The 13,635-nt window shown below is 55.0% G+C and carries 16 protein-coding genes and 2 pseudogenes; 4 read left to right on the top strand and 14 right to left on the bottom strand.

Translation table 11 applies throughout. The annotated features are described in order from the left end of the window. Nucleotides 1-102, top strand: a pseudogene (locus JK213_RS15395) (IS5/IS1182 family transposase); the annotation flags it as partial. A gap of 400 nt (nt 103-502) precedes the next feature. Here the strand turns inward: JK213_RS15395 and JK213_RS15390 are convergent. Both JK213_RS15390 and traA read right to left on the bottom strand, forming a co-directional pair. Then, the gene (locus JK213_RS15390) at nt 503-1,132 is read right to left on the bottom strand and encodes a hypothetical protein (RefSeq protein ID WP_211571867.1); all 630 of its coding nucleotides are present in this window, start codon (nt 1,130-1,132) and stop codon (nt 503-505) included. After that, nucleotides 1,126-3,984, bottom strand: coding sequence for a Ti-type conjugative transfer relaxase TraA (gene traA / locus JK213_RS15385; RefSeq protein ID WP_211571866.1), 2,859 nt, complete (start codon nt 3,982-3,984; stop codon nt 1,126-1,128). Before traA ends, JK213_RS15390 begins: the two co-directional genes overlap by 7 nt. 161 nt (nt 3,985-4,145) lie before the next feature. On the opposite strand from traA, the gene JK213_RS15380 reads away from it, so the two are divergent. The 3 genes from JK213_RS15380 (at nt 4,146) to JK213_RS15370 (ending at nt 5,071) form a co-directional block, all read left to right on the top strand. Beyond that, nucleotides 4,146-4,439 (top strand): conjugal transfer protein TraD, encoded by a 294-nt coding sequence (locus JK213_RS15380; protein WP_211571865.1) that lies wholly within the window; start codon nt 4,146-4,148, stop codon nt 4,437-4,439. A 64-nt stretch (nt 4,440-4,503) separates the two neighbouring features. Beyond that, a complete protein-coding gene (locus tag JK213_RS15375; protein ID WP_211571864.1) occupies nt 4,504-4,758 on the top strand; it encodes a conjugal transfer protein TraD in 255 nt (84 codons plus the stop codon). 43 nt (nt 4,759-4,801) lie between these two features. Continuing rightward, complete coding sequence (locus tag JK213_RS15370) at nt 4,802-5,071, top strand: hypothetical protein (RefSeq protein WP_211571863.1); 270 nt, start codon at nt 4,802-4,804, stop codon at nt 5,069-5,071. Nucleotides 5,072-5,310: 239 nt separating this feature from the next. Here JK213_RS15370 and JK213_RS15365 read toward each other — a convergent pair whose 3' ends face one another. From JK213_RS15365 to JK213_RS15310, 12 genes and pseudogenes are all read right to left on the bottom strand, one after another. Then, entirely contained in the window at nt 5,311-5,718 is a 408-nt protein-coding gene (locus JK213_RS15365) for a DUF2442 domain-containing protein (protein ID WP_062446236.1), read from the bottom strand. Beyond that, the gene (locus tag JK213_RS15360) at nt 5,708-5,944 is read right to left on the bottom strand and encodes a DUF4160 domain-containing protein (protein ID WP_062446233.1); all 237 of its coding nucleotides are present in this window, start codon (nt 5,942-5,944) and stop codon (nt 5,708-5,710) included. Before JK213_RS15360 ends, JK213_RS15365 begins: the two co-directional genes overlap by 11 nt. 469 nt (nt 5,945-6,413) lie before the next feature. Continuing rightward, nucleotides 6,414-7,325, bottom strand: coding sequence for a 3'-5' exonuclease (locus JK213_RS15355; protein ID WP_211571862.1), 912 nt, complete (start codon nt 7,323-7,325; stop codon nt 6,414-6,416). A gap of 268 nt (nt 7,326-7,593) precedes the next feature. Continuing rightward, nucleotides 7,594-8,478: a replication initiator protein A gene (locus tag JK213_RS15350; protein ID WP_231100940.1), complete on the bottom strand. Its 885-nt coding sequence runs from the start codon at nt 8,476-8,478 to the stop codon at nt 7,594-7,596. A gap of 68 nt (nt 8,479-8,546) precedes the next feature. Further along, entirely contained in the window at nt 8,547-8,783 is a 237-nt protein-coding gene (locus JK213_RS15345) for a hypothetical protein (RefSeq protein WP_081109572.1), read from the bottom strand. Continuing rightward, nucleotides 8,780-9,409 carry a ParA family partition ATPase gene (gene parA / locus JK213_RS15340; protein ID WP_211571870.1) on the bottom strand — a complete coding sequence of 210 codons (630 nt, stop codon included), beginning with the start codon at nt 9,407-9,409 and terminating at the stop codon, nt 8,780-8,782. Before parA ends, JK213_RS15345 begins: the two co-directional genes overlap by 4 nt. 90 nt (nt 9,410-9,499) lie before the next feature. Then, nucleotides 9,500-10,078 (bottom strand): site-specific integrase, encoded by a 579-nt coding sequence (locus tag JK213_RS15335; RefSeq protein ID WP_211571869.1) that lies wholly within the window; start codon nt 10,076-10,078, stop codon nt 9,500-9,502. 128 nt (nt 10,079-10,206) lie between these two features. Next, entirely contained in the window at nt 10,207-10,416 is a 210-nt protein-coding gene (locus tag JK213_RS15330; RefSeq protein ID WP_211571861.1) for a WGR domain-containing protein, read from the bottom strand. A gap of 285 nt (nt 10,417-10,701) precedes the next feature. Then, nucleotides 10,702-11,471, bottom strand: a protein-coding gene (locus tag JK213_RS15325; protein WP_211571868.1) for an IS5 family transposase whose coding sequence is annotated in 2 segments (ribosomal slippage) — nt 10,702-11,135 and nt 11,135-11,471 — 771 coding nt in all. Because the reading frame shifts where the segments join, the coding sequence is not laid out codon by codon here. Between the two features lie 65 nt (nt 11,472-11,536). Beyond that, nucleotides 11,537-11,911 (bottom strand): hypothetical protein, encoded by a 375-nt coding sequence (locus JK213_RS15320; protein ID WP_211571860.1) that lies wholly within the window; start codon nt 11,909-11,911, stop codon nt 11,537-11,539. A gap of 310 nt (nt 11,912-12,221) precedes the next feature. After that, nucleotides 12,222-13,181, bottom strand: coding sequence for an IS110 family transposase (locus tag JK213_RS15315; RefSeq protein ID WP_211571859.1), 960 nt, complete (start codon nt 13,179-13,181; stop codon nt 12,222-12,224). Between the two features lie 170 nt (nt 13,182-13,351). Continuing rightward, nucleotides 13,352-13,501 (bottom strand): annotated as a pseudogene (locus tag JK213_RS15310) (IS481 family transposase); the annotation flags it as partial. Between the last annotated feature and the right edge of the window lie 134 nt (nt 13,502-13,635).

The raw sequence follows: 13,635 nt of genomic DNA, 5'->3' as shown, positions 1-13,635 counted from the left end.
ACCGTGGGTATCACCCGGGCCACCATGAGGATCGGCCTGGCCAATATCGTCTACAACATGCGGCGCTTTCTGTTCCTGGAGAGGTTGAACGCGAGCGCGTAGCTATTCAGCGGGTGCCAATCCTCGATCTGCTCAAAACGCAGATCAAAAGCTACCCCAAAAACCGTCAATCAAATCACCAAAAGCCTGAAATCACCAGCCAAGCACATCAATCAACGGTTCTTCGATCCCTCCATCTGCACGCCTCATCGCAACGGCTGTGAAAAAGGCACACCCGCAGCTTGCACCAAATATGTCTTTCTCACCTTCATTCATCAAAACCGGTATGAATGGATGAATACAATTAAAATCATATTCTGTTATTTCACAATCTAGACTAACAACGAAAGATTCGTAACCTTCATGATATTTTTATTTTCTTTCTATTTTATTCATATTTACTCCCCTATATATAATTTTTACATTATATTTTCTTTACTAAATAATCGTAAATTCTTCCGGATTACCCTCCCTGCAGCACCTTGAACTCGCCGTGATCTCCATAAGATCCGGCTTCGGGATCAGTCAGCACACACCATCGCTGCTCCGGGCCACAGCGGGTTATATCCTGCAACATCCCGGCCTGTTTCCAGTCCTGTTCCCGCTGCTCCATATGCCGTAGCTCTTCCGACAGAACAGCTTTGCGGTCCTCCAGCTGAACCAGACGTCCCTGCTGCCACAGCAGGAGTCCGGAGGTGATCAGCCACAGCCCGCCTCCCAGCCCCAGCAGCCCTGCCACAATCCGCAGAAACAGCTCCCAGGTCGCGTAATGAACCAGACGCTCCAGGGCCTGCACGGCCCGGGTCGTCTGCAGCGGCAGATGGTTCAGTTCGAAACGCAGTCCAGAGAGGGTCAGCTGCACAGCTTCCGTCCCGGTCGCCAGCATCCCCTCCAGACCGCGCCGCACTTCCGTCTGCGTAGCCTGCCGCACATCCCGCCTCCAGCGTTCATAGGCGGTGCGCTGCTCCTGACGCTCCCACGCCAGAGCCTCCTTCTCCCGTGTCAGCTCCTGCAACAGATCCCCGGACAGGGCCTGCTGACGCTCAGCCATCTCCAGCAGACCAAAAATCCGCCGTTCCGTTTCACTTACCATGGTGTCCGATCCCTCTCCGGCTGATACGGAATGCTACGGCGGATCTGCAGCTTCCGGCTTTCCTCCAGCATCCGGCGCTGCTGTTGCAGCCTCTCTAGAGCGCTCTTCTCATGGGCAGACAGAGCCGCATACAGCGCCCGGGACGCCTCCACATTCTGCCGCACCACAGTCCTGAACCAGGCTTCCCCTTTCCTCACCGGATCCAGACGCTCCCAGTCCCGCAGAACCCTCTGCCGGAGAGGGGCATCCTTCTGCAGGGCACGGGCACAGTCAGACAGATCCCTCTTCACCTGTTCAGACATCTCCTGTCCAGGAACCAGACCATGAACGGCCTGAGCATAGGCCTGCCAGGACTGCCCCCAGTCCTGGCACCAGCGTTCAGCCTGCGTGGCCAGCACCTTCTCGCGCTGCCAGTCCCCATAGACTTTCCGGACTTCAGCCCGTCCCTCCTGCAGAAATTCAGGAGACAGAAGATCAGGCGGCTCTGGAGCTGGTTCCTGCGCGGGCCGGGATGGGACAGACCCCTCTTTTCCGGCGCTGGAGGCCATTCCCTTTTCTGAAACATCCACGCCACGTCGTCTAGGAGATAAGGCGTCTTCACCCCAAACCGGATAATCCAGCGTGGTATCCTTCAACCGCTCACGGGACAGCTGCGCCACCAGCCCGTCCCGGCTTCCAACATCCTCCCGGCTCCAGTGGACGGACACACTGTCGCGATGCCGCGAGAGAGCCACATAGGCCGCATGCCGGTCCATGCTCCCCGTCGCCAGCACATGCGCCCGGTCCACCGTCACACCCTGCGCCTTGTGAATGGTCGCCGCATAGCCATGATCCAGCGCATCATATTCCCAGATCTTTACAGTCACGGTCCGTCCGGTGCCTGTTCCGTCCGGCCCGTCCAGCTGTACGGACAGAACGACCCTGTCCTCCTCCAGACCAAACAGCCCCCGCACCGTCCCCAGCGTTCCGTTCTTCACGCCCAGATGCCGGTCATTGCGCAGAAAATACAGCCGGTCCCCATGCGCAAACAGCCGTTCTCCCTGAGCGGTTATCACGGCAAGCTCAACACCCGCATCGAGCTCGCCACGCTCCTGACGAATCCTGCGCGCCGCCTCATTGAGGGCACGGACATCCACCCTCCGATGCGCCAGCATGATCGCACTCTCTGCGGGATGCGCCTGACGCCCAGTGTCCCAGTCCCCCACCACACCGGACAGTGCCTCTTCCTGCGTCTGATGGTCCTGTACCAGACCGGCTGTTTCATAACGCTCCAGTGCTGATCCTGTCCGGCCTGTCGCCAGCTCCTTCGTGGCCTGCTGCTGCCACTCCTCATGCTGCCGGCGCACTGTCGTGATCTCCACCGACCCGACCCGTTCCGCCACCGCCCGGAACGCTCCACCAGCCTCGATCGCCTGCAGCTGCTCTGGATCTCCCACCAGGACAACCTTGGCCCCGGCCACACAGGCCGCAGACAGAACCCGCTCCATCTGACGTGACCCCACCATGCCGGCCTCATCAACCACCAGCACATCCCCGCGTTCCAGAAGACCGTCTCCATGACCCCAGGACAGTTCCAGAGACGCCAGTGTCCGGCTTGCAATCCCGGATCCACTTTCCAGGCCTTCCGCAGCAATCCCCGACAGCGCCGCCCCCCGTACCCGGTACCCGGCCTGTTCCCAGGCCTTGCGGGCTACACCGAGCATGGTGCTCTTGCCCGTTCCGGCATAGCCCACCACGACAGACAGATCGCGGGACTTCGTCACCTCTCCCACCGCGAGAGCCTGTTCCTCCCCAAGCCCGGGCACGCGCATGGCAGCCTGCCGGATCCGCAGGGACATGGCATGGCCCTGTGTCTGCCCAAGCGTCACAGACATCTCTGCCAGCCGCTGCTCCACTGCAACCATGTCGCGCGTACTGAACCGTTCCTGACCGCGTCCGTCCTTTCCGAGCGCCAGCAGCTCCGGACAGGCTTCCACTTTCGCCATCACCTGAACGAACTGCTCCGGATCCGTCGTGTTCCGGTCCACAAACCGGGCCAGGTCCTGACGGGTAAACGTGCTCTGCTGCCGGGTCAGGGTTTCCAGCACCAGAGAAGGCTCAGCCAGCAACCGGTCACCATTACGGCGTGCAATCCCGAGATGGTCCGAAACACGCTCACTCTGTTCACCACGTACCCTCCGCCGGAAAGCCGCAGCACCGATTTTGTGCTGCGGTTCAAGAGCGATCCCCCGGGCTGCGTTCGAGCGATGATCAACGCTCAGATCCAGATCATGCTCCGCCAGACAGGTATTGACCTGCTCGGCCCAACGCTGCCGCCAGACGGCCAAGAGGGTCGGCCTGTTCCACTCGCGCCTTTTGAGACCGAACCCGGTCCGTTTCTGTGCGCTGTCCGGACCGGAAACTTCTTCGACATCCCGCAGAGAAAGCATGACATGGGCGTGGGGCCGAAGCAGTCCGTCTTCCTCTCCGATATCCCAGTGAACGTTGAGATCGGCCACCATACCGCGAGCGACAAACTGTTCGCGCACAAAGTCCTGCGCTAGGGCAATGGCCGCATGCTTTGGCAGCTCTCTGGGCAGGGCAAATTCCACTTCCCGCGCCAGCTGGGCATCCCTGCGGGTTTCAGTCCGTTCGACCTCGTTCCACAGAACCGAACGGTCTTTCCAGCGATCCGGAGCAGCAGTCGGAAGAAGGATTTCCGAATGCACGACACCGGTCTTGTTCGTGAAATCATGCGTCCTCTGCAGGCGGTCGTCTTCGAGCCGGGACGCAGAGCGGTAAGCCGCCGCAGCAACGGCACTCCGACCGGTCGCACGGCTGATCAGTTTGACCGAGAGGTGATAGATCGCCATGGCGTCAGCGGGTCAGTTTGAAAAAGCGCACGTCATGCAATGACGTATAAGCGCGCACTCGCTAACGAAACGTAAACGGTTGGTCGGTCATAAGAGAGACGTGACGGGCGGCGCACTGCGCCGCAGGCATGCAGAACAACCTTACGGAACGGAACAGGGACATGCGCAGACCGCGGGATATTGATGCCGAACTGAAAGCCCTTCAGGAAAAAGCGAAACAGCTCAGAGCGCAGCGGACCATCCAGCTGGGAGAGCTGGTTGAGGCAACGGGAGCGGACACGCTGGCCATTAAGGCTCTGGCGGGGATCCTGCTGGCAGCCGTCGAGCAGTCCACGGACAAACCGGAAGCTGTCGCGAGGTGGAGCGAACGTGGACACGCCTTCTTTCAGGCAGGCGGAAAGAAGCATAGCCGGAAGGGCACTGAAAACCGTCAGAACGCAGCTTCTGACGCTTGAAAAACGGATTGGCAGACAGGACGTCCTGATCGCCCGTCATCAGGCACGAAAGGCACGGAGCGACATGCGGGACTGGGTAAAGGAACGGCGGGAACGGACCAGGCATCTGATCGAGCTCGGGGGACTGGTGCAGAAGGCCGGTCTCGTCGAGCTGACTGCCGATGACCGGGCCACACTGCTCGGAGCCTTCCTGGAGCTGGTAGAGCAGCTTCAGGGAGATGAAAACCCGTCTATCACTGACCTGAAAACACGCTGGCGACGACGGGGGCTGAACCGCTTCCGCGCGGAGCGTCAGAACGACGAAGGAAACGGGTTATGATCGTTCAGAACGGAAGCCGGAAGTCGCGGGGGAAAATCGTTGCATGATCCAGATTCTGATTGCCTGCATGCTCCCGGTCAGCCTGATCGGACTAGCCATTCTGATCCCCAGGATTCTGAAACGGCTGGAAGGTCTTTCCTCAGATCAGAAAGGGGAAACGTCTTCCTCAGCTCCGCTCCCGAACACTGATCTTGTTCTGACGGAACTGATGACCTCATACCCGTCACAGTCCCATCATCATGACAGTGCTCATCATGCTCCAGCGGCAACGTCCGATCCGGGCTCATCCGGAACGGACTGGTCGTCGTTCTGAGAAACATCCGGATGACCTTCCAGACCGAAGAACAGGGAGAGAAGGTCGTCCTGCCCCATGCGATCAAAATCCTCCGATATCTGAATCTTTCCCGTCAGAAAACCCAGACGCTGTTTGGGCTGTCCTGTGCAAAACGATGTTTTCATAAGCCATTACACCACCAGGACAGGGCGAGTTTCCTTCTCGCAATGAGAAGATCACCCCTGAGGATATCGGTATCAACAGCCTGATCGTCTGTATCACGCCACTTTCTTCGGTCGGCCGCCCTTTGCGCCATTCCGCCGAGCAGCGGCGGCTTTTGCCTCACTCGATGATGATCCCCCGGCACGTCCCATCTCCGCTGCCATCCAGCGTCTGGTGCCATAAACACCGTGGATCAGTCCCTCCACCAGAACGTCAGCGTCGAGACGCGGCCAGTGAAGACCCGTGCCCAACGGAGTCATCTCGATCTCGGCCAAGTCTGCCAGAGAGGCTCCCTGCAGGTCCTGCAACAGGTCCACAGGCACGCTCATTTCAACACCGTTCGAGAGCACGACATGAAGAGCACGTCGTGCGCGGATCAATCGTGCAGACACGGCATGAGGAACAGCAGTCCTGTGAAGGTCTCCTGCTTCACGAGCAGCCTGATAATTCACGTCATGCGCCATGTATCGTCTCCCATGCTTCGGCCAGCATCCCGGCATTGTCCTGAACAATCTCAAGTGCGTTCTGGATAGACTTATCCTTCATGCCGCCTGATCGGATCAGCCGGGCTTTTCTGCCAATCACGATCACTGCTTCGCCCTCTGCATTTATCACGTGGACATGCATCGGTTCATGGTCTGCCGTGTAAATCACAACACGAAATCCATTGATGCGAAGAAGCGTTGGCATGTTCTCTCATAACCTGAACGCTTGGGTTTTTCAATATAAAACGAAAAGCTGTTAGCCTGGATGATACGGCAATGCGCCAGAAGCCATACCGTATCCAGTACTCTCATCACGCTTGAGCCTCAGCCGCGCCTGCAAAGTGATCCTATACTCTTAGCACAGTTGTGAACCCTGACAGGGGCGTTTTCGGACAAACCTGTCCGTCAGTAACAATAGCCAGTATGAGCAGAAGATTGACATCAGACAGCTCATTTCCAACCTTGCCTTTTTACTTTTCAGGGCAATGCAACTCGCCCTGCCCGGGCTTGACGGTCAGTCTCTCCGGCAGTTGGGGCAGCCATCTTGGCGTGGTCCAAGCATGATTCCGCCATCATCAGAGCCAATGTTCGTTTCCCTCCATCGAAGGTCCGTAATGCTGGATTTTTGACTGTTCCAACCTCTGTTACAGTTTCACTTCTCGGAATCCCTATCCTCAGACCCGGTTGGTGAAGCGGTCTCCGGCTTCGACGGAACGGACGGTGATGTCCACCTTCCGCTGATAGATCTCAGAGCAGAGAAAGCGGATCTCCTCTTCGACTTCTTCGGGCGGCCTGTCGATGAACCAGGCTTTGGGCCGACCATCGGAACCGTCGTTCCAGCGGTATCCCCGAGCTTTGAGTATATCCTTGAGCTCGAAGGGCGCGTATTCGGCCCACAGACGCTTCCAGACTGTTCTGGCACGTTCCAGCAGGAGGGACAGGGCGGAGCGGCTCTCCGGGAAGCCTGTATGGCCCAGAAGGGCGATGGCAGCCTGACAGTCATCCACGGCCCGGTGCCCGTCAAAGAAAAATCCGGCCTGCAGACCCAGATGTCCCAGTTTGCGCCCCTCAAAGCCTGCCTGCTCCCAAGGAACGTCTTCCATGGAGCAGGCCCAGGGTCTGTTCACAAAAGTCGGGCAGAAACGTTCGAGGAAAGGACGATCGAATGCGGCGTTATGAGCAATTACCAGACTGGCATCCGGGGCGAAAGCCGCCACGTCATCAGCCGAGACGGTCTGGCCGGCCAGACGTTCGGGCGTCAGCCCTGTCAGATCCTGGACAAGGGAAGGTACTGGAATGGAAGGCTCTCGCAGACGGCTGAAGGCCGGTAGGGTTCCAAGTAGGATCCCGTCGATGCGGTAAATGAACGGGACCATGCCGATTTCGATGATTTCGTCTTGTCGGGGATCGAGGCCGGTGGTCTCCAGATCCACAAACAGACCGGTACGCAGCCCTCTGCCCTCGGGTCTGTGGTTCAGAACGGAAGGACGCAGGCGTCTGAGTACTCGGTAATCTTCCGAAGCCTCCAGACGGTTAGCCAGAGCGTTCAGAGTGCGGTCAGGAAGAGGAAAGTTGTCCACAGGCATTCAGGTTTCAAGATAGTTTTAAAGGGTTTTAAAAGGTTTTAGCTCAAAAAATGGATGATTATTCGTTTGTTTTCAGTACCTTGAATGTTTTTATTGCCCCCAATGTACGGGATTTGGCCCCCAATGTACGGGATTTGGCCCCCAATGTACGGGATTTGGTCCCCAATGTACGGTTTGTTCACATCCATACGTCTGTTTTTGCCTTGTTGAGGATGGAAAAGGCTGCTTCTATCTTGTGTCGTAGAGGCAGATTCGAACTGTCCGTACATTAGGGACCAGCATTGTTCCCCATCTGGAGAGACGAATTCCTATAAGTCATAACCAATAATGGACCAGAATTTCCTAGTTCTTCTTTAATATTATATTCAGGTAAATCGTTAGAATTAATAATTTTTCTCAAGTTTTCGGTGAATTTTTTCAAAGTTCCTGAACTACCGCTCCGATCATAAATAGTTTGAAATGACCATCTTGCTTCGGTCTTTCCCGCTGCACGGCGAGCTAACCTGTAAATAAATCGTCCTATGCCCGGATCTATTAAGAAATAATCTGGGTGAACAGTTAAAACATCTGGATTTTTTCCATCTGTTATTTCTCTATACATCCAATCTGCCAATTCTATTTCTATATATTCTGGTTTTCCAGTATCGCTTTTTATAACTTTGTATCTACTAATAAGAGGTTCCCCCTCATCAACAGTTATTGTTTTACCTTTACTATTTTTTTTAAATCTCTGAACTGCGACATGTGTTGTGTTTAATCTGATGCAGGTTTCGACTAGGTCATCTTTTTGTTTGCCACCATCGGAACGGCGACAAAAACGCAAAACATCTGCAACATGCGGACGAAAAATCCGGCTAGGACGTTCGGCTTTTCCTTCACGGAAGCGGTTCATTTGTTCTGTAAGATGCGAGACTGCCATAAGGACTAAATCATAATCCCAGACTGAGGCCATACCAGCAGCTCCACCAGAAACTGTTACATGACCATCTGAGAGTTCATAGTGAATGATCTCACCTGCACGGCGATCTCGTTTAGATAAGCGAAAGACCGCTACATCCATAATACTACGAGAGTCCTTTGTACCTACATCATAAAGAGTGGGCACAAAAAAATCTGCTTGGCTTTCTGCTTTTGGAGCTTTGCGAATGGACATCTTATTGCTTCTCTTATCCCACCGTTTCATCCGAAAAGACAGAAAACCTTAAATACGATTATAAATTTCTACTGATTTCCGTATTTCTGCAAAAGAAGTTCACGGACTTCATCGGCAATTTTTGTCCCACGCATGGCACAAGAAGATTTAATCATTCGATGCAAGCTAGCTGGAACATCAATCGTAAGCCGTTTCATCGCTTCAGGCTCATCTGGGTTTTTCCGTGTTTCGACCCACGCATCAGCTGATGGTGAGATGGCTTTGTTCGTAGGCTTCATACCTATTTGGATTTTTTTTGCGCTCATTTGATGAATCCCACCAACTCGTCTTTAACAGCATCTATTTCTAGGGCAGCTGAACTCTGTGGATCTATTTCGTGTACTGACTTTCCTTGAGCCGCAGCTTCAGCGAAAATCACACGCTGAGTAATGCTCGATGTGAAAACCGGAACAGAATATGATGAGAGAGCTTCCTTTACATCTCGACCTATCGCCGTATTTGCGATTTTACGATTAACCACAAAAGCAGATTTCAATTTTTCTTTATAAATTCCAGCTTCCTCAATGAGTTTGACAACCTCGTCAGCAGCCCAAATATCATATGGGGAAGGCTGTACTGGGATTAGAATGAGATCTGATGCCATGATAGCGCTGCGTGCCAAATCGGTGACACGGGGTGGGCCGTCGATAATAATATAATCGTAATCTTTTCCGATCTGATCTATATCTTTGTGTACGCTGGCCCGCGGCAATCCCACCACCGGGAAAAGTGGTTTTCCTTCACGGGCGGCTGCCCAGTCTAAAGCGCTACCTTGGGGATCAACATCGAGCAGGAGTACGCGAGCACCAGTATGGGCAAGACTTGCCGCCAAGTTAACACTCAGGGTCGTTTTCCCAACCCCGCCTTTTTGATTCAGAAGACCAATTATCATACCGAATTCCTTTTTTGTGTTTTTACGATTAAGCGTAAAAATGTTCAATCGCATTTAATGTAATAATTTTGTACGATTTTCAGGTTTGAGCTAATTCCACATTTTTCTGGCAATGGTCTGCTCCTCGTCGCCGGAGGCGTTGGCATAGATGGCGGTGGTGGAAAGCTGGGCATGACCGAGCCATTTCTGCACGAGATTGAGCGGAATGCCGGTGGAGACCGCCGCCACGCCAAAGGCATGCCGCAGACCTTTGGGGGAGGCGGCCGGTCCGGACAGATCAGCCTCATCCATGACCCGGTGCACCATCCGCCAGCCGGTCATGCGGGCCACCGGCCACAGACGCAGGGAGCGGCCCCGGTCCCGACGCGCCTGCGCTTCGCGGACACCGTGCACCAGATCAAGGGCGTCGAGCAGGGCAGGGGGGACGGGCACGGCCCGGTAAATCCCGTCCTGACGCTTCTTCAGACTTTCGAACACCAATACGCCGCCAGCCAGATCCACCCGGTCGGCGGTCAGGGCCAGGGCCTCGGACAGACGGCAGCCCGACCAGGCCAAGGTCATGGCGAGGGTGCGGACATCGCGCGGCGCCCGCTCGGCCGCTTTCAGGAAAGCGGTGCGCTCGGAAACGGTCAGATATTTCCGTGCCCCCGAGGGATCAAACAGCTGCATCCCCGTCTGCGGCGCCCCGCCGCCGCCAGACGGCGTCTTCCTGTTACCCCCCCGAGGTGCAGGAGCCTGAGGCTCCTGCCGGGAGCGCGAGGGCAGCGCCCTCGTTTTCACCGTCACATCGCTTGCTGTCATCCGTCCATATCCTCTCGATAGCCCCGACCCTGCTTTACCAGCATCCACTCTTTCTGAGCGGCAACCGGATCACCAAAGAGATCATCCTGCAGGGTCAGACGGTAGAACCGCCAGCAGTTGGTCGCCGGATCAATCCGCTGCAGACGGGCGCTCTCGGGAAAGAGGCTGAACTGGCGGGACGGGGCCGTTTTCGGAGCTTTGGGCATCAGATCCCGAAAAGTGTAACAGGTCCGGATCAGAACCGTCAGGGGCTTTTTCTCCAGGGATGCAGGTTTTCGGGTCTTTTCCGCCGATTGTGAGAGCGGAACAGGGAGGAGCTGTGTCCCCAGGCATGGGAGCGGAAGGCGCGTTGTGTTACACTATAGTTAATAGGGTAACACACAGCTTCCTTTGATATTTAAAATTCATAAATGATTTTTTCTTATATTTCATTATCGATGGCTGAAATTCTTATTGTTAACCTCGGATAGGCCAGAGACCACTAGGGTCTGTTAGGTCTTGAGATAATCTGCGGTTGCTGCGATGCAGATGATGGCCATGAAGGAAGCGGCGGTTTTCTCGTATCTTGTAGCAACCGCCCTCCACTCCTTAAGACGATCCCAGAAGTTTTCGACGAGATGTCGGTGCCGATAGGCCCATTTGGGGCAGGCGACCGGAGCCTCGTTGCGTTTCGGCGGGATGACCGGGCGCGAGCCTCTGTCCCATAAAGCTTCTCGAAACTGGTTCGAGGCGTATCCACGGTCGCAAACGACATAGCGTGGGGCGTGCGGCAATGCGTTAAGGAGCGCCATCGCTGACGGCAATTCATGTGTCTGACCTGGCGTCAGGGTAAACGATAGGGCTTTTCCGCGTCCGTCTACAGCGACACAGACCTTGCTGCCAAAGCCTCCACGTGAGCGACCAAGTGCTTCACGATCGCTTCGGCTGCCTCTGAGTCCCCCTTTTTGGCGGCTCCCGCCGCCTTGTGATGCGCCCGAATGTTTGTGCCGTCGAGAAAGACCATGCCGAGGGACGGGTCACCGTCTTTCAATCGCTCGAAAAGAGCCTGCCATACCCCGAGCTTTGTCCAGCGAAGGAAGAGCTGTGCTGCGGTCCACCATGGGCCGAGGTCCGACGGGACGGAGCGCCATTTCGATCCATTCTGGTGGCGCCAGAATATGGCCGAGATGGTCCGACGAAGGTCACGCGGCGGCGTTTTGCCTTTCGGGCGAACGGCCTCGATCAGGGGCTCCCAGACTTGCCACGCATCATCGGAAATCACAGACTGCATCGTGCTCATCACACAAAGCTATGCACGTCCGCCAGTCTTTCAAGACCTAACAGGCCCTAGGTATTTTCCTTCTCAGTGACAGGTAGCTGCTTCACAGAAGTCCGACGAATTTCAGTGAAAACACCTACCCAGAAATCCCTTCGGGCTTTGGTCCGAGCATACGAAGCGAAAGTAGCTCGGTCGCTTGCGATCATAGCCGCCTTTTCTCCGTAAGTTTGGAGAAGCTCATTGGCAGCCGACTTAATGTCGCTTGTCGCATCCATTATCGGTTTTTCTAATAATTTTTGAAATGGTGATTGCGGAATTTCAAGCTGATAAGAGGCACCAGAGACGTTCAGTTGGCCAGATGAAATGTCGACGCATTCACTGTCGGAAAGAGGAAGGACAAGTCCCATTTTCTCGGCGGCGTCCCAGTCGATCTGACTTGTCATGGTTATATCTCCATCTGTGATGAAACTATTTTGCGCTGGAGAGAATAACAAACAGTTAATCGAATTCGAATATTTGCGCGTGTGGCGGGATGGACGCGCTTTACATCAATCTCGCAACTGAAACGACAGACCCGAACCTGGAGGGGGCGAAAAATTCTCTGGTTTTGAGCTTTTCTCTGTAATTCCATCTCTTGTGTGATGACTGGAGGAGTGGCTCATGACGCAACCCGGTTTCTTGGACGTTGAAGAGCGGCTTGCTCGGTTGAGTGGGCTTGGTAACCTACTTGGAGCGTTCTCCTAGCAACTGTGTTTAAACGACGGGGCTAATGCGCCACGGCAGGCCTGTTTTCAGGACAGCATTTGCGATTGTGACGAGACGCCGCGCAATCGCGATGATGACTAGTTTATGTGACTTGCCCCGCTGTTTCATGCGCTTTGCCACAGCTTTCAGAACCGGATTATGACATGAAGCTGCCAATCCGGCCTGAAACAGGACATGGCGAAGAGATCTTCGTCCCCCTGAAATGACACGTTTCCCGCGCATCGCGCCGCTATCGTGAGACATTGGTGCAAGTCCGGTCATGGCAGCGGCTTCGGTCGCTGTCATACGGCCGAGTTCTGGCATTTCTGCGAGAAGCATGGCGACTGATACCGGGCCGATACCGGGGATGGAACGGAGAAGTTCTGCTTTGGCAGAGAGTTCTTTGCCCTGTGCAATGACTCCTTCAATCCGTTGTTCGATCTCGCTGATCTGGCTCTCAAGAAATGCTTTGAGACTGCTGTCCATATCCTCCAGTTCAGCGCTCACACCCTGCTTGCGACGCGCCGAAATCTGGGCAGAAAGCCGTTTACGCGCGTCTACCATCTGAGCTCTGCGAACCGTTAATGCCCGGAGAAGCTGAAGTTTTTCATCTGGCAGTGCTCGGCCGGCCTCTGGGCGGACAACCATGAAGCGCGCAATCAGTTCCGCGTCGATCTGGTCGGTCTTCGCTCTCTTCCCCATGGAGAATGCGAAAGCCTTGATTTGTGCTGGTGGCAACTGGACCGCATTGATCCCCATACTTATGAGAACACGCCAGAGTGCCCATTCCTGTCCGCCTGTGGCTTCAAACCCAACCTTGAGATCGTCCGGCATACTCTGAAGGGTTTCCAGTAATCTGGCATAGCCATCAGGTGAATTTTGCAAACGGAATCTCTGTTTTCCGGGCAGACAGAAGCCATCAAGCCAGTCTCGGGACACATCTATTCCGATGATGGTTTCCGCAGACATATCACTCTCTCTTTCTTATGTTCGCGGTCCCAGAACCGGGCCGCCGTCAACTGTTCGAGACGGTGAAGAGAGGCGAGATCAGCCTGCTAGAAAACGTGGTCAGGCTACCAGATGTTAAGCGCTGTATCTCACCTCCTGAACGACCCTGGCCAGGGTCGTTCAGGAGGTCATCATATCAGGCTGGAAACACATAAGGTGTTTAGTCCCGTGTTTCGATGGTTTGGATTGATGATGAATCTTTCTGGCTCTGAAGTCCAGATTTTGCAGATGTATTCGTAAGGGGTGAGGCCGTTTAGGGTCTTGAGCCTTCGCCCTAAGTTGGAGGGATTGAAGAACCGTTGGTTGATGTGCCTTGGTTCTGATTTCAGGCTTTTGGCGATTTGATTGACGGTTTTTGGGGTAGCTTTTGATCTGCGTTTTGAGCAGATCGAGGATTGGCACCCGCTGAATAGCT

Source organism: Gluconobacter sp. Dm-44 (assembly GCF_018256175.1).
Lineage (GTDB): Bacteria > Pseudomonadota > Alphaproteobacteria > Acetobacterales > Acetobacteraceae > Gluconobacter > Gluconobacter cadivus.
This window is presented reverse-complemented; position numbering and strand designations above follow the sequence as displayed.